Consider the following 23,581-nt stretch of genomic DNA (forward strand, 5'->3'; position numbering starts at 1 on the left):
GTGCCAACCCTGCATCGTGAACCTCAAAAGTGGGAGGCCACCATACCCGTTTACAAAGCGAACAGGAAAGTCAATGAAATCAACGGTCTACCCAGACCACCCCCGCGCCAGTGCTAGCTTTTCGTACCGTCACTTATTGCACTGAAAACGAGGAGACCCCGCCGCAGGCAAAACCGCCCAGCGCCAGCAGCAGGGTGCGCCGCCGGCCCCAGCGGTCGCTGAGCCGGCCCCAGAAACGCGCGAACAGGGCCAGGGTCAAGCCCCCGGCCGTCATCACCAGGCCGGCCTGCCACGGCGCGAACCCCAGGGTCCGCGCAATCGGCCCGAGCACGGCCACGAAGGACATCATGGCCAGCGAGCAGACGAAGGCTTCGAACAGCAGCGGCCGGACGTCGAACGCCCGGCCGGAAGTGGGCCGCGAAAGCATCGGCAGCCCTCAGCAGGCCAGCATGGCCTGGGCCTGCTGGCGGGCGCTGTCCCGGTCGCTCACCACGACCATGGGAAAGCCGTAGAGCTTGCGCACCGTCTGCAGGCGCCCTTCCAGCAGGGCCTGCAGCGTCGGATCGGCGGTCTCGTAGACGTAGCCGGCGCAGAAGCGCCGCAGCATGTCCTTGCGCTGTTTGAGCCACACCACCGAGCGTTTTTCGTCTTCGTGCGGCTCGTCGTCGTGGTCGTGGCGCGGCGGAATCCACACCATCACGAAGCGCTGCTGGTGGTCGAGAAGGCGGTCCAGCGAGCCGAGGATGCGGTCCACGCGCTCGGGCTCGTCGAGTTCGGGAAAACGGCCGTACACGACCGGCCATTCGCGGGTGTCGAACAGCACGGGGTCGAGGCTGGGTGGAGGGGACAGGGGTGTGGTCATGGCAGGCAAACGGAAACGGGTCAAACAGAAAGAAGAAAGGGACCAGGCAGCCCAGGCACCGCGCTACGGCGACCCGGCACGGCGCAGCCCGGCCAGCAGCCAGGCCGTCGACGCGACCAGCGCCGCCATGCCCAGGCCATAGAACAGCGGCCAGCCGAGCCAGCCCACCAGCTTGCCGGCGAACACGGTGGCCACGATGCCGGCCAGGCGGGTGCCGCAGAACAGCACGGCGTAGCGCGTGGCGGCCTGGTCGCCGGCGGACCAGCTCAGCATCAGGGCGGCGTAGACCACCATCAGCCCGCCCACCACCGTGGCCATGCCGACGGCGCCGGCGATCGCCAGGCCGGGCGCCTGCGCCAGGTAGCCCCCGGTCAGCAGCGCTCCGCAGCCCAGGCCCACGGCCGCCAGCACCGTCAGCGCGCCGCGGTGGCCCAGGCGGCGGATCAGCGGCGCGGTCACCAGCGACACCGCCAGCAGGCCCAGCGGCTGCAGCGTGCCGACGATCCAGGCGATGCGCTCCAGCGACACGCCCAGGTCGACCAGCATCACGCGGTTGAGCGCGGTCAGCGGAAAGATGGCGCAGGCCGCGGCCACCAGCATCGCCAGGCGCCGCCCCATGGCCGGCTGGCGCAGCACGCCCAGCAGCCAGCCGGCGACCGGCCGCTGGGCCCCTGCCGCGCCGTCTGCCGCCCGCAACCCCAGCACCGGCAGCACCGAGACCACCAGGAACGCGGCCACCAGCAGAAAGGTCGCCTGCCAGCCCAGTTGCGCCAGCAGCCCGACGAACACACCGCCGCCGAGCACCGCGCCCGAGGCCAGCGCCGCGAGTTTGAGCGAAGCCGCCAGCGGCTTGAGCTGCTCGCCGGTCATCTCCACCGCCAGCGCGTCGAGGGCCAGGTCCATGGTGGCGGCGGCGATGGCCACCACCAGGCCCAGGCCGAACAGCACGGCCAGCGGCGCGGCCTCCAGCAGCGCGACCACCACCACGCCGGCCACGGCCACGGCTTGCGCAGCGACGATCCAGCCGATGCGCGGCGAGAGGAACGGCAGGCGCACCCGGTCCACCCAGGGGGCCCACAGAAAGGACAGGCCGAGCGGCAGGTACAGCGCGAAGGTCCAGGCGATCTGGTCCATGGACAGGCCCCGCGCCCGCAGGATCGGCGGCAGGCCGCCCTGCAGCAGCGCCGCCATCACCCCGAAACCCGCGTAGAGCGCGCCGATGGCCAGCAGCACGCGCCAGCGGGTCGGCGCCCCCGGGGCCGGTTGCAGAAGCTCACCAGCCATACTTGAACGTGGCCAGGAAGGTCCGGCCCTGGCCGTAGTTGCAGAAGTTCACCCCGTTGCAGGTGAAGTACACCTTGTCCGCCAGGTTGGTGACGTTGAGCGCGATCGACATGCCGCGCATGGCCGGGTCCAGCATGCCCAGTTCGTAGCGCAGCATGGCGTCGGCCAGCAGGTACGACGGGATCTTCTGCGTATTGGCCGGGTCGGCGTACGCGGCGCCCACGAAACGCATCCCCGCCCCGACGGTGAGCCCGGCCAGCGGCCCCTGGCCCAGGCGGTAGTCGCCCCACAGGGAAGCGGTCGTGCGGGCCACCGTGATCGGGCGTTTGCCCAGATCGGCGCCGTTGCTGCGCGTGATCTGCGGGTCGATGAGGCTCAGGCCCCCCACGACGTTGAACGCACTGGAGGGGCTGAAACGGGCTTCGAACTCCACCCCGCGCGACCGCACCTCGCCGGTCTGCACCTTGGCGTTGGGCAGGCTCGACGTGGTGTCGCTGGTGAGCACGTTCTGCTGCGTCAGGTCGAACGCCGCCGCGGTGAACAGCGCGTTGCTGCCCGGGGGCTGGTACTTGACGCCGACCTCGTACTGCTCGCCGGTGGTCGGCAGGAACGGGGCGCCGTAGGGGTTGGTGGTCACCGACGGGTCGAACGACGTGGCGTAGCTGGCGTAGGGCGCCACGCCGTTGTCGAAGGTATGGACCACGGCGGCCCGCCAGGTCGATTCCGTCAGGGTCTGGTCCGCGCTGGAGCGGGCCAGCAGGTTGTTGGTGCGGATGTGCGCCCGGTCGAAGCGGCCGCCGAGCGTGACGCTCCACCGGTCGATCTTGAGCTGGTCCTGCGCGTACAGGCCCACCAGGTTCTGGCGCCGGTCGGGGCTGGTGTAGGCCGCCGGCCGGGCAATGGCCTGGCTGTAGTCGGGCGTCACGATGTCCAGCGTGGGCGCGGCCCCGTAGCCCATGGTCTGGGTCCAGCGGTCGCGCTGCAGGTCGAGCCCGAACAGCAGCTGGTGCTGGACCGCGCCGGACTGGATGCGGCCCTGCAAGTGGGTGTCGACGTTGACCGCATGCAGGCGCTCCGAAGACCACAGCGCGTAGCGCGACAGGCTGCGCTGGTCGGCCAGCAGGCCCGTGCTGCCGACCTGGCTCTGCTCCAGCGTCATGCGCCAGGAACGCAGGTTCTGCCGCAGCGTCCACTGGTCGTTGAAGCGGTGGCTCAGGGTGTAGCCGACGCCAGTCTGGGTGCGGTCGAAATCGTTGACGTCGGGCGAGCCGTCGAAGAAGTGGCGCGGGATCGCGCCGTACGGGTTGGGCAGGATGGTCCCGCTGGACGGCAGCACACCGTAGAAGCCGCCCTCGGGATCGTGCTGGTACAGCGCCAGCAGGGTCAGCGAGGTGTCCGCGTCGGGCTTCCAGGTGATCGACGGGGCCACGTAGGCGCGCGCCTCCTTCGTCAGGTCCACCGACGTGTCGGACGCGCGGGCCAGCGCCGTGAGGCGGTACGACAGGCTGCCGTCCTCGTTGAGCGCGCCGCCGCTGTCCCAGGCGACCTGCCGGCGGTTGTGGCTGCCTGCCGACAGGCTCAGCTCGTGGAAGGTCTCGGTCGTCGGGCGCTTGCTCACCAGGCTGACGATGCCCCCCAGCGGGGCCTGGCCGTACATCACCGACGCCGGCCCCTTGAGCACCTCGACCCGTTCGAGGCTGAAGGTGTCGATCTGCGGCACCAGGTACGACGCGCCCCGGGGCAGGCGCAGCCCGTCCAGGTACTGGAAGGTGTCGGACACGGCGCCCAGGCCACGGAAAGCCAGCATGTCGAAGCGCGAGGTGTCGCCGCGGATGTCGGCCGACAGGCCGGGCGTGTAACGCAGGGTCTGGGTGAGCTGCTGCGCGCCCTGGCTCTCGATCTGCTCGCGCGAGACGACGTTGACCGACATCGGCGTTTCCAGAAGGGGCGTGTCGGTCTTGGTGGCGGTGAGGCTGCGCCGGGCCACATACCCCTGCACCGGCCCGTCACCGGTTTCGTTCGTGGCCTGCGCCGTGACCACCACGGTCTTCAAGACGGTGGCGGCCGACGCGTCAGACGCCGGCCGGGGCTCGATCGTCACCAGGCTGCCTTCAAAGCGCCCCCACAGGCCGGTACCGGCCAGCAGCCGCTCCAGCGCCTCGGCCGGGCTCAGCTGGCCCGACACCGCGGGCGCCGTCTTGCCGGCCAGGGCCGCCTGCGGCGCCACGAGCTGCAGGCGCGTCTGCCGCGCCCAGTCGTTGAGCGCCTGGGCCAGCGGCTGCGCAGCGATCTGGATCGGCACCGGCGTGCCGGACGGTTGCGCATGCAGCGCGGGAAGGCCGAAGGCAAAAGCCAGGGCCAGAACAAGCGGCAGGGGCCGCGAGCGACGGCGGTTCATTCAGGGTCTCTCCAAGTGGAAAACAGGTGGGCTACCTGTGTGGACGCAGCCGCTGCCCGCAACCCTGTAAAGAATGCGAAAAATTCTTGTTCAGTCGGCCGCGAGCACCTCGGTGACCCCGTCCTGCTCGCGCAGGCGCACCGGCAGCACGCGCGGCAGCGCCTGGCGCAGCGCGCCGGCCGCCATCGGGTCGAAACTGCCCGACAGCCGCAGGGCGGCCACCGCCGGATCGCGCACGACCAGGCCGGTCGGGCGGTAGCGCTCCAGTTCGGCCAGGGCCTGCGCCAGCGGCACGTCCACGAAACTCACCCGCCGTTCGCGCCACGGCGCGATGCCGTCGGCCGGCACCGCAGCCACCCGGCCCGGCACGCCCTGGCGGTCGGCGCCCACCTGCTGGCCCGCGCCGAGCAGCGTGCCCGCCTGCAGGTCGTACCGGCCATCGGCTTCCTGCACCGGGTCGCGCCGGGCCACGCGAACCCGGCCTTCTTCCACCGCCACCTGCACACCGCTGTGGCCCGGCAGGCCGGGCGTGTAGCGCACCGCAAAGCGTGTGCCCACCACCGTCACGCGCGTGGACCCGGCCAGCACGTGAAACGGCCGCCCGTCGGGCTGCACCTCGAACACGGCCTGCCCGTCCAGCAGCCGCACCTCGCGGCGCTGGCGGTAGAAGCGCACCTCCAGCTGGGTGGCCGTGTCCAGGCGCAGGCGCGAGCCATCGGCCAGCGGCACCTGCTGCTGCTGGCCCCGTTCGGTGCGGAAGGCCTGCTGGTAGATCGGCTGGGCCTGCAGTTGCTGCCAGGCCACGTAGCCCACCCCGCCCAGGGCGGCGGCGGCCAGGGCCGACGCCGCCGGCCAGGCCAGGAAGCGCCGCCGCGCGGGGGCGGCCGGGGCCGCCTGGCCGCTGCGGTGGCCCGGCGGGCGGTGCAGGCGCGCGCGCAGATCGGCGGGCATGCCGTCCAGCGCCTCCCAGCGCTCGGCGCATTGTGCGTAGACCTCGGCATGGCGCGGGTCGGCCGCCAGCCAGGCCTGGAAAGCCGCTTCGTCCGGTGCGCACCAGCCCGCGTCGCGACGGCGCACGAACCAGTCCATGGCGGCCTGGCGCAGGCGCCGCGCATCGTCCGGAGCACTGTTCAGCGGGGTCATACGGGGGTTCTCATCGGTGTAGACGCATGGCGCGCTGCCAACCCTGTAAGGCGGACGGGAAGGAAGGGACGCACGGTCAATTCTCGGGGGGATGGTTTTTGGGCCGGCGCGACCGTGGGGCCGCGTCGCCGCCGTCCAGCTCGCCCAGGCGTTCCCAGCAGGCTGCCAGCGCGATCTGCACCTGCATTTCGACCGTCTTGACCGCGATGCCCATGCGCTGGGCCACTTCGGCATGGCTCAGGCCGTCGAACTTGACCAGGACGAAGGCTTCGCGGCAGCGCGGCGGCAGGCCGTCGACGATGGTTGCGATCGCTTCGAAGCGCTGGCGCGTGGCGAACGCCCGGTCCGGCTCCAGCGCCTCGGGGCCGGCGTGATCGTCGGGTTCGATGAGGCTGTCGCCGGCGTCCGGTGCCGCGGCCTGGCGGGTGCTGGCGCGCCGGTATCCGTCGGTCAGCAGATTGCGCGCCGTGCGGTACAGCAGGGCCCGCGGATCGCGGATGGCCGTGCCGGCGCGCTCGGCGGCGTAGACACGCGCGAAGCTCTCCTGCGTCAGGTCGGCCGCCGTGTCACGGTCACGCACCTTGAGCGCCAGGAAATTCAGCAGTTCTCGGTAATAGCGTTCGAACACGAACCGGACCATCCACAGGGGCTGACAACGCCCCGTGGACAGCGCGGTGGGCGCCACAGGACAGCGGGCATTCAGATAAGAATGCTTCGCATTATCCTTGAACAGCCGAAAGCTTCCGGGTGCGGTGTTCAGCGCACCGGTGGGGCCCCGTCGGCCCCCACGGCCCGGCGCAGCGCGGCGCGGGCCAGCAGCCGCGTGGAGTCCAGGGTGGGCAGGGCCGCGTTGTAATCGCCGATGATCAGGGGGATCTCGGTGCAACCCAGAACGACGGCGTCGCAGCCGCGTTGCGCGAAGCCCTCGATCACGGCCTGGAAGAAGGCCACGGTGTCCGGCCGGAACACCCCGCCCACCAGCTCGTCCATGATGAGGCGGCCCATGGTGGCGCGCTGGGTATCGTCGGGCCGCTCCCAGGCCAGCCCCTGGCGGGCCAGGGCAGCGGGGTACACATCGCTGCCCACCAGCCAGGCCGTGCCCGTGATGCCGATGCGCCGGAAGCCGCGCCGCTGCGCTTCGGCCGCCACCTCGTCCGCAATGTGCAGCCAGGGCAGGGGCGAGCGGGGTTGCACGCGCCCGAACGCCTGGTGGATGGTGTTGTCCGGGCAGATGAGGAAGTCGGCACCGGCAGCCTGCAGACGGCGCGCCGAGTCCAGCATGAGCGCGGCCACGCCATCGAGATCGCCACGGTCCAGGCAGTCGACGTACGCGGCCAGCGACGGCGTGTGCATCGAGACCTCGGGATGGGCATGCGCCCCCAGCCACGCCGGCGCTTCGGCGCAGATCGTCCGGTAACACAGCGCAGCCCCTTCGGCCGAACACCCCACGATGCCGATGTGCCGGGGCGAGCGGGAAAGTGGGGCGATGGCGGGGGCGGCGGGATTGGGCATGGCGGTCTGGCAGAACGGAAAGCTCGCCAGTATGCCCAGCCTCCGGGTCGCGCGGCGGCGCCCCTGGATGGCCCGGGCCTGGCGGCCCGCTACGGCCCGGAAACCTGGGCGCCGTGGACACGTCCCTGAGCGTCGAGATACCCCCGCACCAGTTCCTTCAGTCGCTCGCGCCCGAAGCTCGGGTCGTGGCCGGCGTGCACGACGTTCACCGGCAGGGTCAGCAGGCGCTCCATGGTGCGCGCGTAGGCGGCGCGGTCGGCGTGCGGCAGTTGGTCGAGCAGCGGGCCGTCGTAGACCGCGTCGCCCGAGAACAGGGTACCGGTCTTCGCTTCCCACAGACCGATGCTGCCGGGCGAATGGCCGGGCAGGTGCAGCACCTCGAAATGGCGGTTGCCCAGGTCGATGACATCGCCTTCTTCGAGTTCGCGGGTGACCGAGGCCTGTTGGATCTGCCAGGCCGACAGGTCGTAATCGGGTGAGGGCAGTGCGGTGATGGCGGGGCCGCCGGTGGTGTAACCGGGCACGTCGATGCGCACGTCGCCAAGGTCGAAGTCGGCCAGGGTGAAGGACGGATCGGCGCCGCGCAGTCCCGGCGCTTCGAGCCGGTGGCACCAGCATTCGGCGAATTCGTGGTGGCCGCCGACGTGGTCCAGGTGCACGTGGGTGGCCAGCGCGGCCACGCGCTGGCCGAACAGGTGGCGCGAGGCGCTGTAGAGGCTGCCCACGCCCAGGCCGGTGTCGACCACGAGGTCGGTGTCGCGGCCCTGGATGTGCCAGATGTTGCAGCGCAGGAAGGGGATGACGTGCGGCTCGGTGATCAGCGTCAGGCCGTCGCCGAGGGCGCGAAATTGAAACCAGTCGCCGTCGATGGGTTGGAGCATGGCGGTCCTGTGCCGGGAGGGGCCCGTCTAGGCCGGTGTTTCGCTGAACACCAGGTCGAAGTCCAGCAAGGCGCCGGCCATGTCCGGGTAGCGCTGCACCAGCGCGGCCAGGGTGTCGTCCGGCTTCAGGTCGGCCGGCCAGTCGGCCATGCGCGGCCGCACGGTGAGGGCATAGCGGCCGGCGACGAAGCGCATCGCGCCGGTGGGCTGGCCCTGCGCATCCACCTCACCCTGCGCGGCAAAGGCGCCGGTGGAGCCGGGCAGGCGTTCCCAGATTTCCAGGTAGCGGCCGTGCACGCCGGTCTCGATCACGCGCTCGGGCGTCTCGAACACCATGTGGCCCGCATCGGGCGTGCTGCGCGGCGGTTGCACGTCCCAGCGGCGGTGCCAGGTGCAGATGTCGGGCTGGCCGTCGCGCCCAGGTGTGATGCGCGTGAGGCCGCAGAAACCCTGCAACTGCGCGCGGCCTTCGGGCATCGCGGGGTCGACGCCAGCGGGCACGCGCAGGTCGGCGTGCCAGCCCTCGGTCTGCAGCCAGTGCACGCGGGTGCTGGTGTCGCGGCCCTCGGGTGTTTCGAGCAGGGTGCGTCGCCAGACGCCGCGATAGGCGGCGGGCACGGGCTCGTCGGGCACGGGCAGGTCGATCCAGTGGGTCATGGCTTCATGCCGCTTCCCGGTTCGCGCGCGGCAGGGCGTTGAGCGCGGCCACGGCATCGGCGGTGCTGCAGACGCCGCCGAGGATGCCGCCCTCGACACCGATCATGGCCAGGGCCGGGGCCTGGTGTTCGGGCTGGCTGGCGGCGGTGGCGTCGCCAACCGTGGTGCAAAAGAAGCCGCGATCGATGGCCTCGCGCAGCGTGGAATGCACGCACACCTCGGTGGTGACGCCGCACAGCAGCAGGCGGCGGATGCCGAAGGCGCCGAGCAGCGCGCCCAGCGTGGTCTTGTGGAAGGCGCCGTAGCCGGGCTTGTCGATCACGTGTTCGCACGACAGCGGGCGCAGCTCGGGCACGAAATCGTGGCCCTGCTCGCCGCGCACCAGCAGCCGGCCCAGCGGCCCGGGGCTGCCGATGGGCGCGCCGGCTGCCGCGCTGCGCGCCAGCTTGGCCGGCGGGCAGTCCGAGAGGTCGGGCAGGTGGCCTTCGCGGGTGTGGAACACGTGCAGGCCGGCCGCGCGCGCCGCCACCAGCAGGGCCTTCACCTGGCCCACCACGGCCTGCATGCGCGCGATGTCCAGGCCGGCCTGGTGCGCGTAGCCGCCCGGGCTGCAGAAGTCGCGCTGCATGTCGATGACGATCAGCGCGGTGGCCTGGGGGTCGAGGTCGTGCAGGGAGGTCATGGGCGTGTGAATCCAGTGGTGATGGCCTCGGCCATGCGGCGCGCGACCTCCTCGGACAGCAGCTGGCCCTTGACCGCGTCCGCGCCCTTGGCCGAGGACAGCACGCCCGAGGGCGGCACCCAGTCGGGGCGGCTGGGGTACATGTCGTAGGGCGGGAAGTCGGCCGGGCCGTCGTTCGGCAGCAGGTCCATGCGCACCAGGCCGGGGTGGTGGTGCAGCATCATCGACGTCTCCAGCACGGCCGCGTGCTCCAGCGCGAAGCCGGGGAAGCCGTCGGGGAACACGTGGCCCAGGGTCTCGGGCGTCATGAAGTCCCAGTACTCCAGCCGCATCACCTGCAGCGCGCAGGACGGGTCGGCGGCTTTGGCGTCGCGCAGGCCGAGGTCGATGCCTTCGATCAGGAACCACTGGTTTTCGTAGTGGCCGTTGACCACCACCAGCTTGTCGACGCCGTGGCGCGCGAACTCGCGCACCGCGTCGCGCACCTGGCCGATGAGCGTGGCGGCGTCGACGCTGGTGGTGCCGCAGAAATGTTGGCCACCGCCGCACTTGGGCTGCGACTTGTAGCCGTAGCTCAGCGTGGGCGCGACCAGGCCGCCCACGCGCGCCGCGGTGTCGGCCGCGACGGCGGCGGCCAGCAGGCCGTCGGTGCCCAGAGGGAGGTGGGGGCCATGCTGCTCCAGCGCGCCCACAGGCAGCAGCACGGGCGGGTGCTCGATGCGGATGCGCTGCTGGTAGTCGACCCAGGACAGCTGGTTCATCCAGACGGTGGTGTTCATGGTGTGTGCACGGCGGTGGGGGCGGTTTCGGTCAGGGGCTTCTCAGCGGGCGGGAACAGGGCCTCGGCCAGCGCCGCACAGGTGATCAGCGCGCCGCCGGCCCAGCCCATGGGGCTCAGGCTCTCGCCACCCAATGCAATGGCCGTGCCCACCGACACCAGCAGCTCGGCCAGCAGGATCACGCCCGCGCGGCTGCTCTCCAGATGGGTCACGCCGTACTGCCAGGTCACGGTGGCCAGCAGCATCCAGCCGAAGCCGTAAGCCAGCAGCGCCAGCCACAGCCACGCACCGATTCCGGGCAACGTGCGCCCTGTCAGTGCGGTGGCCAGCGCCGAGAGCAGGCCGCAACCGACGAAGACGGCGAAGGTCTTGGTGCGCAGGGGCACGCGGTCGGCGGCGCGGGCGATGACGTTGTTGGCGGCAAAGGCGAAGCCGGCCGAGAGCGAGAGCGCGTCGACCCAGGTGAAGGCCAGCGCCTCGGCGCCACCGACGCCGGGCCCGCCCAGCACCAGCCACAGCCCGACGATCGCGCCGGCCACCGCGCCCCAGCGCGCAGGCGGAATACGCTCGTTCAGGAACAGCCGCCCGCCCAGCACCGACCACACGGGCGAGAGGTAAAACAGGAACATCACCCGCGCCACATCGCCCAGCATCACCGCATTCACGAACGAGGTGTTGGCCCAGCCGCCGACCAGCGTGAGCGCAAGCACCAGGCCCCACTGCGCGCGCCACGCGGCGCGGTCGCGCCAGAGCAGCCCCACGGCGAGCAGGCCCACCGAGCCGTAGGTCAGCAGCGAGACCAGCGGGCCGGGCAGGCCCTGGGCGACGAACCACTTCAGCGGCATCCAGGTCAGGCCCCAGACCGTGGCCGAGAACAGCAGCACCGCCGTGGCGACGCGGTCGCTGGGGTGGGCTGGCAACAACTTCATGATGTACCGCGGAGCTCGGAGAACATGAGGCACTGAGTGCAGGGGGCCAGGCCAGAGACACCGAAGAACCGGCTTCGCCGGGCCTCAGCTGCCGCCCCTCTGAAGAGGGGTGACGCGAAGCGGCGCGGGGGGTGCTTCCTGTTCATGGCATGACGGAGCCACCGTTGGGCCCGAGGACCTGCCCGGTGTAGAAGCGCGAGAGGTCGCTGGCCAGAAAAAGCACGCTGTCGGCGATCTCCTCCGGCGCACCGAGCCGGTGCTGCGGAATGGCGAGTTCTTTCTCCACCCACTCCGCGCTCATGTGTTCGAGCGAGACCATCGCGGTGGCCACGGGACCGGGCGCCACCGCGTTGGCGCGGATGTGCTGCGAGGCGAACTCACGCGCCAGCGACTTGGTGAGCGCGATCACGCCGGCCTTGGCCGCGCAGTAGGGCGCGTAGCGCTCACGGCCCAGCAGGGCCAGGTCGGAGGCGATGTTGACGATGGCCCCCTGCCCCAGGCTCAGCATGCCGGGAACGAAGGCGCGGCAAACCAGGAACACCGCCTTGAGGTCCACGGCCAGCAACCGGTCCCAGTCGGCCTCGGTGGTGTCGAGAAAGGGCTTCTCCTGGATGACGCCGGCGTTGTTCACCAGCACGTCCACGGCGCCCACGGCTTCGGCCATGCGCTGCACCGCCAAGGCGTCGCTCACGTCGGCCTCGATGGTCTGGGCCCGGCCGCCGGCGGCGACGATATCGCGCACCAGCGCAGCGGCCGCGTCCGCCTGCCCGAGGTGATTGATCCAGACCGTCGCGCCGGCCTGCGCCAGGCGCACGGCGCAGGCGCGGCCGATGCCGGTGGCGGCGCCGGTGACCAGGGCGGTGCGGCCCTGCAGCGAGAGGGCGGGGATCACAGCATCACCTCGCCATGGCTGGCGCTCAGGCACTGGCCGGTGAGCGCGGCCGACCCGTCGGAGGCGAGGAACAGGAACACGCCGGCCAGGTCGGCGGGATCGAGCATCACCGGCACCGCCTGGCGCGCCAGGATCTCGCGTTCGACATCGGCTTCGCTGCGGCCCTGCTCGGCCGCCATCACCGCCAGCGAGCGCAGGGCCGCGGCGGTGCGCACCCAGCCGGGGCAGACCGCGTTGACGCGCACGCCGCGCGGCCCGAGTTCGAGCGCGAGCGAGCGCGTGAGGCCCACCACCGCGTGCTTGCTCGCGCCGTAGGCCGAGAAGCCGGCAACGCCGATGCAGCCCCAGATGGAGGACTGGTTGATCACGCTCGCGCCGCGCGGCAGCGAAGGCAGCAGCGCGCGCGTGAGGCGCCACATGCTGGTGGTGTTGTTGTCCAGCAGCGCGGCCCAGCGGGCGTTGGCGTCGGGCGCCGCGTCGTCGACGGGCGTCGGGTATTCGGTGCCCGCGTTGTTGACCAGCGCGTCGAGGCGGCCGAAGCGGTGGGCCACCAGATCGGCCACGGCCGCCACCGAGGCGTCGCTGCCGAGATCGCACACGGCGCTGTGCACCTGGTGGCTGCTCAGGGCTTCGACCAGCGCATCCAGCGGCGCGGCCTCGCGGTCCAGCAGCAGCAGCCGCGCGCCCTGTTCGAGGAAGGCCCGGGCCAGCGCCTGGCCGATGCCGCCGGCTGCGCCGGTGATGAGCACGGTGCGGCCGTCCAGGCCATAGTGCATCGTCATACCGCTGTGAGGAAAGACACGCCCACGGCGCCGATGAAGGTGTCGGCCCGGTGCGGCGTGCCACGCGGCCGGACCTCGCCGTAGTTTTCGGCCATCACGCGGGTGACGCGGTGGTGGTGGTACGCACGCAGCAGCTCGCCCACCGTGACCACCTGCGGGTAGTCGTCGGCGTAGAGCTGGCGGTGCAAGGCCGGCAACTGGTGCCAGGGCGCCACCGGGCGCTCGTGGTGCGCGTTGTGGAAGCCGAAATTGAGCCAGACCAGATTGAGCCACTTTGCGTCCAGGCCGACCACGTCGCTGTAGGTGTTGGCCTGTTCGTAGGCGCGGTCGCGCAGCTTGTCTTTCGGAATGGGCGTTTCGTCGAGGATGGGGTAGGTGTCGTAGGTGTGCTGGAAGCAGTCGGCAAAACGCAGCAGGTGCACGAACAGCAGGTACGACAGCGCGTACAGCAGCAGGGCCTTGAGCGACCACACCGCCAGCAGCACCCAGGCCGCCAGGCGCACCGCGGCCACGCCCAGGATGCGGCCGCGGGCGTCGCGCTTGCGCTCGTCGATGAAGGGCAGCGCCATCACGATGCCGCGCATCAGGAACTCCACCGCCGGGATGTGCAGCCACTCCAGCGCCAGCACACCGCGCCGCAGCAGCGGGCGTTCGCGCAGCAAGCGCTGGAAGTCGAAGGTGAGCACGTCGGCGCGTTCGACATGGTGGCGCATGTGCTTGCGCCGCAGGTCGGCGAAGCGGGCGTAGGCGCTGCCATTGATCCAGCTCATCAGCACGCCCCAGCGCTCATTGGCTTCGGGCGTGCGGAAGATGGCCTGGTGCGCAAATTCGTGAATGAAGTAGGCCGACCAGGTCAGCGTCAGGGTGACCAGCAGCACGCCGGCCACGTTCCAGACCCAGTGGGCCTGGCCGAGCAGGGCGATGCCCAGCGGCCAGCCCAGCACGGTGAAGGCCAGCGCCGCCGTGTTGGGCCGGACGCCATCGGCATGGCGGAACAGGGGTTTTTTCATCGGGTGTCTCCGTCGGACAGGGCCACCGGACCGTGAGCGCGGCGGCCAGGGCTCTGCCCGCCCCCGCATGCCAGCCGGCACGGTGAGGGCGGCAGATCCGGGCGCGGCGCCCGGCCGGACTTACTTGGCCAGGGCCTTGACGAAGGACGGATCCATCGTGGCTTCGGTGGCGGGCACCTTGCTGATCTGGCCCTTGGCCTTGAGCAACTCGCCGATCACCTCACCGCTGGCGTAGTACGAGGTCGTTTCCTTGGCTGGCAAGAAAGCCTTGGGCATCTCGGCCAACGGGATGTTGTAGACGCCGCTGAGCTGGTCCTTGACCTCGGCCGGCGGGATGCCCATGAACTTGCCGATGATCTTGGCGGCGTCGTCGGGCTTGGCCTTCATGTAGGCCAGGCCGTCGAGGTAGGCCTTGATGATGCCGTTGATCGGCGCCGGCTTGGCCTTGATGACCTTGTCGTCGAACACCAGCACGTCGGCGATCAGGCCGGGCGCGTCCTTGGAGGAAAACACCACCTTGAACTTGTTGCCGCCGCCCTGGCTGAGGATCTGCGACAGGCTGGGTTCGTAGGTCACGCCCACGGGCAGCTGGCCGGAGGCCATGGCGGCGGGCACGGCTTCGGGCGTCATGCTGACGGGGCTGATGTCCTTCTCGCCCAGGCCATGGACCTTGAGCGCGTACGACAGCAGGAAGTCGCTGGGCGAGAGCGGGTTGTAGCCGATCTTCTTGCCCTTGAAGTCCTTGACCGACTTGACCGAGGCATCGGCCACGATGGCGTCGCCACCGTTGGAGTAGTCGATGGGCATGACCACCTTCATGGCCTTGCCGGCCGCGACCTGGCCAACCACCTGGTCGTAGGTCAGCATGCCGCCGTCGACCGCGCCCGAGGCGATGGCCGGGGGAATCAGTGCCGGGTCGGTGAAGACCTGCAGCGAAACCTTGAGGTTGTATTTCTTGAACAGGTCCAGCGACTCGGCCACGTAGAACGGGCCGTAGCCGATCCACACGACGGTGGCGATCTTCATGCTGGTGACGCCCTGCGCGAACGTGGTGGCGGCTGCCAGCGACAGCGCTGCACCCAGCGCGGGTTTGAGGAGTCGGCCGAGCACGGAGGGAGAGGCTGCGGACGGGGAGAAGAGACCTGCCAGTTTCATAGGGAAGCTCCATGGAGTGGGACAAGACGCAGGAGAGACGATCAACGTCGTTCTCCCGGGCTTTTGTCCCTCCGTGGAGCCTGCGATCAGGCCGGTCCACTCTCGGACCAGACCCTGCGCTGCCGCAGACGGAACCCTAGTGGACCTACGCACGAGCCGCTGCAACAACCGTGTGCAGACCGCTCTCCATGCTGCCTTCACCTATGCACGGAGCGTGCCAGGCACGTCTGCGCGGTTTTGCACCAAAGCACGGCACGAACGGCCCGGCCCCCACCCGGGCCGCGCTGACCGCGGCTGAAACTGGTGCATGCCGCCACCGGTGACCGGCCCGGCCCTTCAGCGCAGCGCCAGCGAGTCGCGCTTCCACGCCGGGTCGGCCCAGCGGTTGAAGGGCCCCAGCGCGTCCGGGTCGAAGGCGGTGCGCTCGGGCAGGCCGGTGGTCACGCGCACCACCTCGAAACGGCGAACGGTCTTGCCTTCGGCCAGCGCTTCGCGCGCCACCAGCAGGCGCTGGCCGCCCGGTTCCCAGCCCGCGAATTCGGCATAGCCCGCACCGGGCTGCAGCGGCGCCGGGGGCAACACCTGCACACCCCAGTCCTGGCCCTCGCGGCGGAACACCCAGAGCTCGCGCCAGCCGTCCACCGGCTGCACCGCCAGCGCCAGCGCCGTGCCTTCGCGGTTGGGCGCGGCCGAGGCCGCCCACACCTGGCCCCAGGTGCAGCGCTCGGCCAGCGCGGGGGCATCGGCCCGGGCGCGGAGGTCGCGCAACGCGACGCAGGTCTGGCCGTCGTCGGCGCGGCGGGTCGCCACCGCCAGGCGCCCCGGCGCCGCCGCCGGCCCGGCGGCCGCCCAGCGCACGGCGTTGACGCGCACCGCGGCGGCGTGGAAGCGCGCCAGGTCGTCGTCGGCGATGGCGGTCTTGTCGACACGGCCCACCGCCCGGAGCGCGGTTTCAGTGGCCCTGCCGGCGGCGGCGGCGTCGCCGCGCTGGGCCCGCGCGAACGCGACGCGGCTCCACACCTCGGCCTGGCGCGTGGCCAGCCGGGCCCGCCAGTGCGGGGCCAGGCCCGGCGTGTCGGCACGGTCCAGCACGTCGGCCAGGCCTTCGTCGAGCGCCTCGCGCTCGGCCTGGCGTGGGGGCAGGTCCTGGCACTCGGCGCGGGTCAGCGCCAGCGCGGCACGGGCACGCTGTTCGGGCGTGGCCGCCGGCAGCGCCAGCAGGCGGCGCTGGGCGTCGCCTTCGTAACAGACCGTCACGCGACCATCGCGTTCGTGCGAGCGCAGCGCCACGCCGTGGCGGCTGGCCACGTCGGTGTGGGCGCTCAGCCAGGGGTCGGCGCTGGCCGCGTTGGCGCGGTCGGCCAGGCGGTCTGCCAGTTGGCCCACGGCGTCGAAGACGGCGGCCCCTTCGGCGCCCTGCAAGGCGGCGGCGGGCAGGGCCTGGATGCTGGCGGCCGCCAGCGCCAGCCCGAGCGGCTCCGCGCCCGGCTGCCCGCTCACGAAGGCCAGCAGCGCCAGCAGTTGCGGCGCCTCGGTTGCGGCCACCGACACCGGCATCACCAGCGTGCTGTGCACATACCCGCCGCGCTCGCGGTGGTGGTCCCAGACCTGGACGAAGTCGCCGCGCGTGGCCCGGATTTCGAGCACCTCGCCGCGCCAGAGATGGGCCAGGCTGGCGGCGCTCTCGCGCGGCGCGGCGCGCAGGGCCACACGGTCGCGGGTGACCAGGCCGGCGGTGGGAGCCGACGCCGCGGTGCCCGCCACGGGGGCCGGCGCAGCCGCCCGGGCCGACAGCAGCACGCCCGTCAGCGCCATGGCCAGCAAGGCCGCCCAGAGGTATTTGACCCAGCGGTGCATGTCATTCCTCCCCATCGTCCAGGCCCTGCCGGCCCCGGCCGGCGCTGGCCACGGTCCCGAGCAGGCCGCTGCCGATGAAGCCGTCCTGCGAGGGCGGCGCGATGATGACCTGCACCTTGTCGCTCAGGCGGTCGGCCATGGTCTTCTGGATCAGCAGCGGGTGCCTGGTGATCAGCGCGCCTTCGAGCGCCATCTGCTCGGCGTTGACCTTGCCGATGTTCTTGAGCCGATAGGCCTCGGCGTCGGCCAGCTTCTGGCGGGCTTCGGCCTCGCCGGTGGCCTCGATACGGCGGGCCTGCGCTTCGCCCTCGGCCAGCTTGACGCGCGCCACGCGCGCCGCCTCGGCTTCGAGCTGGCGCTGTTCCACCTGGCGCTGCTTGAGCGGCAGCACGTGCTTCATGGCCTCTTCCTGCGCCTTGGCAGCGATCACCTGCTCGCGCGCCGCGGCTTCGGCCGCCACCTCGCGCCGCGCCTTGTCGGCCGCCGCCGCCAGCTCGCTTTCCTTGACCTGCTTCTCGCGCAGCTCCAGCGTGTAGCGCATCTTCTCGGCCGACAGGCCTTCGGTCAGCAGCCCTTCCATGCCACGGCGGTAGTCCTCCGGCAGGTCGATCTTGCCGATGGTCACCGACCGCAGCAGCAGGCCGTCGGCCGCCAGGCGCTCGCGCAACTGGCCTTCGATGGTCTGTTCGATCTGCGCGCGCTGCGACGAAAAGATCTCGCGCACCGTGTGCCGCGCCACGATCTTGTAGACCGTGGCCTGCACCGCCGGCTCGATGACGCGGGCATCGAGGTCGGGCACGAAGGCCACCGCCCGCGGACCGGCCAGGCGTGCCGGATCGATGGCGTAGCGCACGCGCAGGTCCAGGCCGATGGACAGACCCTCGACCGTCTGCGCCGGCGCCGGGCCGTCGGCCGTGGCCATGGTGGCGGCCTGCCAGGTGCGGTCCTGCAGCGACCAGCTCACCGCCTGGTGGACGCCGGGCAGCACCCACACCGGCCCTTCGCGCCAGACCGTCACGGCGCCGCTGAGCTGGCTGGTGCGCACCACCCGGTGCCCGGGCTCGACCGGCAGCACCGGCGGGCGGGTCACCAGCACATAGGCCGCGCCGGCCGCCAGGGCCAGCGTGCCCAGGGTCAGGAGCAGGGGTGCCAGCGGCAGCGCCGGGCGCGCCGCCGGCACCGGGGCGTAGCGGTCGGCGGGCTCGGCCTCCTCCGAAACGGGCGCGCCTTCGGGGTCCGGCGCAGGCCGGCGGCCCAGCGCCGCCCGGGCCGATTCAGACAGGTTCTTCCAACGTGGCCACATGGGCTTCTCCTCCGGTTTTCGGGGCCAACCCACCGCGGGTTCGCCATGGCCTGCATCGTTCCGGAAGCCGCCGGAAGTCTCAATGCGGCCGGCGGGTGGCTTGGCGGACGGGCGCGGAAGAAAAACTCACAGGCCCTGCGCGCAGCGCGCTTCGATAATCGGCGCCATGGACACCATCGCCGTGATTGAGGACGACCGCCCGACCAGCGACCAGCTGGCCGGCTGGATCCGGGCCGCGCGCCCGGAGCTGACCGTCCACCAGTGGCACGACCGCGACAGCGCCGAAGCCGCCCTGGCGCGCGAGCGCTACGACCTGGTGGTGCTGGACATCGAGCTCGGCCGCGAGCGCCACGCGGGCGTGGCCGTCATCAACACCATCAACAAGCTGCACCAGGGCACGCCGGTGCTGGTGGTCTCGGCGATGCCGGCGGCGATCTACCGCGGCATCATGAAGGCGCTGGACGCCTGGGACTACCTGCAGAAGACCCACTTCGACGAGGCCGAATTCGTCGAAACCTTTCTCGACATCCTGCGCGCCTCGCGCGCCCGGCGCGGCAGCGACCCCGAACCCGCCACCGAAGACGGGCTGAGCCTGGACCCGCTGTGGCAGCGCAACCCGACCTGGCGCGGCCAGCGCATCAACCTGCCGCTGACAGCGCAGCGCATCCTGGCCACGCTGGTGCAGAAAAAGGGCCAGACGGTGAGCTACGAAGAGCTGTACGAGGTGGTCAAGAGCGGGCGCAACCGCGACAACGTGCGCAAGCACGTGAGCGCCATCCGCGACGCCTTCCGCGACCTCGACCCGGCGTTCGACGCGATCGAGAACGTGCCCATGCGCGGCTTCCGCTGGTCACGATGAAATTCGGCCCGCTGGACCTTCCTTCGCTGCCCGCGCTGGCGCTGCCGCGGCTGCCGCTCTCGGCGTTCCGCCGCCGCCTCGTCTTCCACGGCGTGTTCCTGCTGCTGGCGCTGGCCGTGGTGGTGCTGGCGGTGACGCTGCTGGCCGAAGAAAAGCAGCGCAGCCGCGACCGCTACGAGTCGGGCTTTCGCCAGCGCCTGTCGACCCTGACCGCACAACTGCGGCACCCGACCGGGCAGCTCGCGCTCATCAACGCCGGCGCGGCGCCGGCCGCCGGGCCAGGGCGCGTGCCCGTGGTGCTGCCGTTTTCGGCGCTCGACTATTCGGACCCGTTCAAGGCCCGGCAGGCGGTCGAAATGAGCGGCTGCGCCGTGCACTGGCCCGAAGACGGCGGACAACTGTGCGTGGGCGTGGGCAACAGCGCCTACGCGGGCGGCGTGGTCTATCTGGTGGCCGACCTGGTGCTGCCGCCGGCCCTGCCGCGCGAGCGCGGCACGCTGGCCCTGGACGGCGTGAGCCACGCGGTAATCCGGGCCGACACCACGCAAGGCAGCGAACGCTGGGTCGCGCCGCTCGAAGCGCCCGCCGACAGCCCGGTTGCGCAGGACGACGGCGGCCTGCGCGGGCGCCTGACGGGTTTCGCCGGCGAGGGCCGCATGCTGGTCAAGGGCTCGCGGCCGGTGCGCGATTTCCGCGGCTGGCTCTGGCAGGAGGCCAGCTGTGCCCAGCCCGAACAGGCGCTGCCCGGTTGCGCGCGGCGCACCCTGCTGTCGCTGCGCGTGCCGATCGAGGCCTGGCGCCGGGCCCTGTTCGCCAAGGGCCAACGCACCTGGCCGCCGGCCGACCTGGACCAGACCCGGCTGCGGCTGCAATGGATCGGTCCGGCCGGCGAGACGCTGTTCGACAGCGACCGCGCCGGGGCCGTGCAGCCGTTTTCGCTGCAGCATCTGGCCGCCACGCTGTCGGCCGGCGAGACGCTGCGCATCGAGCGCCTGGGCCCGGGCGAGCCCCAGCTGGTGACCGCGCTGCGCGGCCAGGACAGCCCCGAAGCCGCCGCGCCCTGGCTCACGCGCCTGGTGCTGCGCCTGCCGTCGGCCGACACCCGCACCCAGGTGCAGGCCAGCGAAACCGTCAACACCTCCAGCGGCCGCTACCAGTTGCGCCTGAGCGGCGAGCTGGCCAGCGTGGACCGCAACCTCAGCGCCACCGCCACCCGCATGAGCGGCTTCGTCGGCGCGATGCTGGCCGCCATCGCGCTGGCCTGGCTGCTGATCGAGGTCGGCCTGATCCGCCGCATCGCACTGCTGACGCAGCGTGCCGCGGCGCTGAACTACAACATGAAGGACCCGCAGATCGAGCGCCGCCTGGGCGATCTGGATGTGAGCGACATGGCCGGCCGCGACGAGATGGGCATCCTGGCCAGCACGCTGGCCGCGCTGCTGCAGCGCGTCAAGGAAGGCGTTCGCCGCGAGCACCTGCGCAACGAGCAGGAGCGCGAGATGTGGCACGCCGTGGGGCACGAAATCATGTCGCCGCTGCAGTCGCTGATGGTGCTGCACGGCGATCCGCAGGACCCGAGCCACCGCTACGTCAGCCGCATGCAGCAGGCGGTGCGCGTGCTCTACGGCAGCGCCTCGCCCAGCGAAGCCATCACCTCGGCCACGGTGGACATCGATGCGCTGGACCTGAACGCGTTCCTGGCCCATGTGGCCGAAAACGCGCCCTACGCCGGCATCGCCGACGTGCGCTACATCCGCGCGCCGGACCCGGTGTGGGTGCAGGCCGACGAGCACTCGCTGGAAGACGTGGTGACCCACGTGCTGCGCAACGCCGACCGCTACCGGCTCGCGGGCACGCCCGTCACGCTGAACCTGGACACCAGCGATGCCGCCATGGCCCGCGTCGGCATCCACAACCAGGGCCCCGCCATCCCGCCCGAACTGCGGGAACGTATCTTCGAATTCGGCGTGACCGACGGTGCCGCCACCGGCGCGGGCGAAGGCCGGGGCCAGGGCCTGTTCGTGGCCCGCACCTACCTGGCGAAAATGGGGGGCACCATCGCCGCCACCCACACCGGGGACGGCGTCCGTTTCGACATCCGCCTGCCCCGCACCACCGTGCACCCGTTTCCATGAGCCGCATCGCCGTCATCGACTTCGAAACCACCGGCATCTCGATCAGCCAGGGCAGCCGCGCCACCGAGGTCGCCATCGTGCTGATGGAGAACGGCCAGCCGGTGGACCGCTACCAGAGCCTGATGAACGCGGGCGTGTCCATCCCGCCCTTCATCACCCAGCTCACCGGCATCACCAACGCCATGGTGGCCGCCGCCCCGGCGGCCACGCAGGTGATGGCCGAGGCCGCGCGCTTCGTGGGCGACACGCCCATGGTGGCGCACAACGCCGGCTTCGACCGCCGCTTCTGGCAGGCCGAACTGGCGCTGGCCGGCCTGCCGGCGCCGCAGCCGTTTGCCTGCACGGTGCTGCTCTCGCGCCGGCTCTACCCCGAGGCGCCGAGCCACAAGCTGGGCATGCTGGCCGAACGCTTCGCGCTGCCGCGCAAAGGCGCCGCCCACCGGGCCCTGGTCGACGCCGAGATGGCCGCGTGGCTGCTGGTGCGCATCCAGCACGACCTGCGCGAACGCCACGGCGTGGCCGAGCCGGACCACGCCTTCCTGTGCGCCCTGCAGACCTGCACGACCAAGGCGCTGCCGCGCTTCCTCGCGGCCCACGGCCGCCGGCCGGTGCACTGAGCCGACGACCTGGCCGGTTCGCGCCCTCAGGCGTCGGCCGACGGGGCAGCGGCAGGCGGCGGAACGGTCTCCGGCACCGCTTCGGCGTCCAGCGGCGGGTGGGCCAGCGATTCGGGCGGGCCCTTCTGGCGGCGGTTCAGCCGGCCCTGGGCCAGGTAGTGGCCCATGCGCCAGATGTGGTGGGCGCTGCGTTCGATCCAGCGGTAGCTGTCGGTGCGGCGCAGGGCGTCGGACGCGCCCGCGGCGCCGCTGGCCGCCTGGCCCAGTACGGCCTGGCGGTGCTGGTTGGACAGGCCCGTCAGCGCCACGGCCTCCAGCTCCAGCGCGTCCAGGCTGGCGGCCAGGTCGCGCGCGGCCAGCCCGCGCCGCGCGATGTCGGCGATGCGGTGGCAGGGCGTCGTGGCCCAGGCGTAGTCGGGGCCACCCAGGGGCGCCGTGGCCTGTGCCAGGTCGTGCAGGCGCGTGCGCAGGCGCAGCAGGTGGTCGATGGCATGCAGCTGGGCGATGCGCGAGGCGGCGCTCGCCTCGTCGCCGGCCGGCAGCTCGATGCGGCCCACGAAGTCGTAGACGCGGTCGATTTCCCCGTCGAGCGCGCGCAGGCGCTCGGCCAGCGCGCTGCCGTCCTCGTCGCGCAGCCGGGCCTCGAAGATCGCCAGGGCCTCGCCGGCGAGGTGTTCGAGCGCGCGCTCGGACGCTTCCAGCGCCACGTCGGGCAGGGTCAGCAGGCTGGCGTCTAGGCGGGCCGTGGCGGCGCTGCCGGTGTCGGGCACCAGGCGTTCGATCCAGCGCGAGAACGGCCCCGCCACGGGCAGGAACAGCAGCACGCCCACGGCGATGAACAGGGTGTGGAAGGCGGCCAGGGAACTGGCCCCGGCGTCCAGCCCCATGTGCGCGTTCAGCCAGCCGATGGCGGTGTGGAACAGCGGCAGCAGGGCGATGGCGATGATGCCCGCGCCGGCGTTGAACAGCACGTAGGCCAGCGCCGTGCGCTTGGCGTGCACGGTGCCGCCGATGGCCGAGATGACGCCGGTGAGCGTGGTGCCGATGGCCGCGCCCACCACCAGGGCCGCCGCCTGATCGAAGTTGATCACCTGGCCGTGCAACGCCGTCAGCGTGGTGGCGATGGCCGCCGTGGACGACTGCATGATGGCCGTCATCGTCAGCCCGACCAGCATCACCGCCATGCGCGCGCCATAACCGCCCACCGGCAGCGAAGCCAGGTTGAACACCGTCGACAGCGCCTGCATGCCTTTGGAGAGGGTGTCCAGCCCGGTGAACATGAGCCCGAAGCCGGCCAGCGCCAGGCCCAGTTCGGTGATGCGGCCACGCCCCAGCAGCTTGAGGAAGGCGCCGACGCCGATCAGCGGCATGGTGTAGTAGCCCAGGCTGATCTTGAGCCCCAGCCCGGCCACGATCCAGCCGGTGGCGGTGTTGCCCAGGCTGGCACCGATCAGCACGCCGATGGCCTGCGAAAAGCCGATCAGCCCCGCGCTGACGAAGCCGATCAGCGTCACCGTGGTGGCGGTGGAAGACTGCACCAGCATGGTCACCACGGTGCCCGAGGCGAAGGCCCGGAACGGGCTGCCGGTGAAGCGGATCAGCGCCCGCTGCAGCGCGCCGCCGGCAAAACCGACCAGGCCTTGCGACATCAGCATCATGCCGATCAGGAACAGGCCGAGGCCGCCGGCAAAAGGAAACAGGATCTCCGTCATCGCCCGATTGTCGCCAACCGCCGGGCGCCTTCCGGGCGCGAAATGCGGCCGGTGGCGGCTTGCGGGCGCCACCAGCGGCTGCGGGCCTTGCCTTGCTCTGTTAAGGTTTCAAGCATCCGTGACTTATTCCAC

Annotated in this window: 22 protein-coding genes and 1 riboswitch; of the genes, 3 read left to right on the forward strand and 19 right to left on the reverse strand. The window is 71.6% G+C overall.

Annotation, left to right across the window (positions count from 1 at the left end):
- Nucleotides 1–133 precede the first annotated feature (133 nt).
- The 18 genes from L0977_RS18105 to L0977_RS18190 all read right to left on the reverse strand — a co-directional run bounded on the left by L0977_RS18105 (nt 134) and on the right by L0977_RS18190 (nt 18,126).
- Complete coding sequence (locus tag L0977_RS18105) at nt 134–427, reverse strand: MFS transporter (RefSeq protein WP_234266264.1); 294 nt, start codon at nt 425–427, stop codon at nt 134–136.
- Between the two features lie 9 nt (nt 428–436).
- Nucleotides 437–862, reverse strand: coding sequence for a hypothetical protein (locus L0977_RS18110; protein WP_234266265.1), 426 nt, complete (start codon nt 860–862; stop codon nt 437–439).
- Nucleotides 863–925: 63 nt separating this feature from the next.
- Nucleotides 926–2,146: an MFS transporter gene (locus L0977_RS18115; protein ID WP_234266266.1), complete on the reverse strand. Its 1,221-nt coding sequence runs from the start codon at nt 2,144–2,146 to the stop codon at nt 926–928.
- The gene (locus tag L0977_RS18120) at nt 2,136–4,544 is read right to left on the reverse strand and encodes a TonB-dependent siderophore receptor (protein ID WP_234266267.1); all 2,409 of its coding nucleotides are present in this window, start codon (nt 4,542–4,544) and stop codon (nt 2,136–2,138) included. The genes L0977_RS18115 and L0977_RS18120 overlap by 11 nt, the downstream gene beginning before the upstream one ends.
- A gap of 90 nt (nt 4,545–4,634) precedes the next feature.
- A complete protein-coding gene (locus L0977_RS18125; RefSeq protein WP_234266268.1) occupies nt 4,635–5,687 on the reverse strand; it encodes a FecR family protein in 1,053 nt (350 codons plus the stop codon).
- A gap of 76 nt (nt 5,688–5,763) precedes the next feature.
- Nucleotides 5,764–6,315 carry an RNA polymerase sigma factor gene (locus L0977_RS18130; RefSeq protein ID WP_234266269.1) on the reverse strand — a complete coding sequence of 184 codons (552 nt, stop codon included), beginning with the start codon at nt 6,313–6,315 and terminating at the stop codon, nt 5,764–5,766.
- A gap of 128 nt (nt 6,316–6,443) precedes the next feature.
- Nucleotides 6,444–7,199, reverse strand: coding sequence for an aspartate/glutamate racemase family protein (locus tag L0977_RS18135; RefSeq protein ID WP_234266270.1), 756 nt, complete (start codon nt 7,197–7,199; stop codon nt 6,444–6,446).
- A gap of 89 nt (nt 7,200–7,288) precedes the next feature.
- Nucleotides 7,289–8,080 carry an MBL fold metallo-hydrolase gene (locus tag L0977_RS18140; protein ID WP_234266271.1) on the reverse strand — a complete coding sequence of 264 codons (792 nt, stop codon included), beginning with the start codon at nt 8,078–8,080 and terminating at the stop codon, nt 7,289–7,291.
- A gap of 27 nt (nt 8,081–8,107) precedes the next feature.
- Nucleotides 8,108–8,737, reverse strand: coding sequence for a hypothetical protein (locus tag L0977_RS18145; RefSeq protein WP_234266272.1), 630 nt, complete (start codon nt 8,735–8,737; stop codon nt 8,108–8,110).
- A gap of 4 nt (nt 8,738–8,741) precedes the next feature.
- Nucleotides 8,742–9,419, reverse strand: a complete 678-nt coding sequence (locus L0977_RS18150) for a cysteine hydrolase family protein (protein ID WP_234266273.1) — start codon at nt 9,417–9,419, stop codon at nt 8,742–8,744.
- The gene (locus L0977_RS18155; protein ID WP_234266274.1) at nt 9,416–10,198 is read right to left on the reverse strand and encodes a creatininase; all 783 of its coding nucleotides are present in this window, start codon (nt 10,196–10,198) and stop codon (nt 9,416–9,418) included. Before L0977_RS18155 ends, L0977_RS18150 begins: the two co-directional genes overlap by 4 nt.
- Nucleotides 10,195–11,127 (reverse strand): DMT family transporter, encoded by a 933-nt coding sequence (locus L0977_RS18160; protein ID WP_234266275.1) that lies wholly within the window; start codon nt 11,125–11,127, stop codon nt 10,195–10,197. Before L0977_RS18160 ends, L0977_RS18155 begins: the two co-directional genes overlap by 4 nt.
- Before the next feature lie 142 nt (nt 11,128–11,269).
- A complete protein-coding gene (locus tag L0977_RS18165) occupies nt 11,270–12,019 on the reverse strand; it encodes an SDR family NAD(P)-dependent oxidoreductase (protein ID WP_234266276.1) in 750 nt (249 codons plus the stop codon).
- Nucleotides 12,016–12,801, reverse strand: coding sequence for an SDR family NAD(P)-dependent oxidoreductase (locus tag L0977_RS18170; RefSeq protein ID WP_234266277.1), 786 nt, complete (start codon nt 12,799–12,801; stop codon nt 12,016–12,018). Before L0977_RS18170 ends, L0977_RS18165 begins: the two co-directional genes overlap by 4 nt.
- Nucleotides 12,798–13,811: a fatty acid desaturase family protein gene (locus L0977_RS18175; RefSeq protein ID WP_234266278.1), complete on the reverse strand. Its 1,014-nt coding sequence runs from the start codon at nt 13,809–13,811 to the stop codon at nt 12,798–12,800. The genes L0977_RS18170 and L0977_RS18175 overlap by 4 nt, the downstream gene beginning before the upstream one ends.
- A 120-nt stretch (nt 13,812–13,931) precedes the next feature.
- Nucleotides 13,932–14,966, reverse strand: coding sequence for an ABC transporter substrate-binding protein (locus L0977_RS18180; RefSeq protein WP_234266279.1), 1,035 nt, complete (start codon nt 14,964–14,966; stop codon nt 13,932–13,934).
- 50 nt (nt 14,967–15,016) lie between these two features.
- Nucleotides 15,017–15,117: riboswitch (guanidine-I (ykkC/yxkD leader) on the reverse strand.
- A 185-nt stretch (nt 15,118–15,302) separates the two neighbouring features.
- On the reverse strand, nt 15,303–16,823 hold the full coding sequence (locus L0977_RS18185) for a hypothetical protein (RefSeq protein WP_234266280.1): 1,521 nt from the start codon (nt 16,821–16,823) through the stop codon (nt 15,303–15,305).
- Between the two features lies 1 nt (nt 16,824).
- On the reverse strand, nt 16,825–18,126 hold the full coding sequence (locus L0977_RS18190) for an SPFH domain-containing protein (RefSeq protein ID WP_234266281.1): 1,302 nt from the start codon (nt 18,124–18,126) through the stop codon (nt 16,825–16,827).
- Between the two features lie 166 nt (nt 18,127–18,292).
- On the opposite strand from L0977_RS18190, the gene L0977_RS18195 reads away from it, so the two are divergent.
- From L0977_RS18195 to L0977_RS18205, 3 genes are read left to right on the forward strand one after another with little or no spacing between them, the layout of a single operon-like run.
- Nucleotides 18,293–18,985, forward strand: coding sequence for a response regulator transcription factor (locus L0977_RS18195; protein ID WP_234266282.1), 693 nt, complete (start codon nt 18,293–18,295; stop codon nt 18,983–18,985).
- Nucleotides 18,982–21,120, forward strand: a complete 2,139-nt coding sequence (locus L0977_RS18200) for a sensor histidine kinase (protein ID WP_234266283.1) — start codon at nt 18,982–18,984, stop codon at nt 21,118–21,120. The genes L0977_RS18195 and L0977_RS18200 overlap by 4 nt, the downstream gene beginning before the upstream one ends.
- Nucleotides 21,117–21,737, forward strand: coding sequence for a 3'-5' exonuclease (locus L0977_RS18205; protein ID WP_234266284.1), 621 nt, complete (start codon nt 21,117–21,119; stop codon nt 21,735–21,737). The genes L0977_RS18200 and L0977_RS18205 overlap by 4 nt, the downstream gene beginning before the upstream one ends.
- A gap of 26 nt (nt 21,738–21,763) precedes the next feature.
- Here L0977_RS18205 and L0977_RS18210 read toward each other — a convergent pair whose 3' ends face one another.
- Entirely contained in the window at nt 21,764–23,449 is a 1,686-nt protein-coding gene (locus L0977_RS18210; protein ID WP_234266285.1) for a Na/Pi cotransporter family protein, read from the reverse strand.
- Nucleotides 23,450–23,581: the final 132 nt, after the last annotated feature.

The organism is Hydrogenophaga sp. NFH-34, from assembly GCF_021401345.1.
Classification (GTDB): domain Bacteria; phylum Pseudomonadota; class Gammaproteobacteria; order Burkholderiales; family Burkholderiaceae_C; genus Hydrogenophaga; species Hydrogenophaga electricum.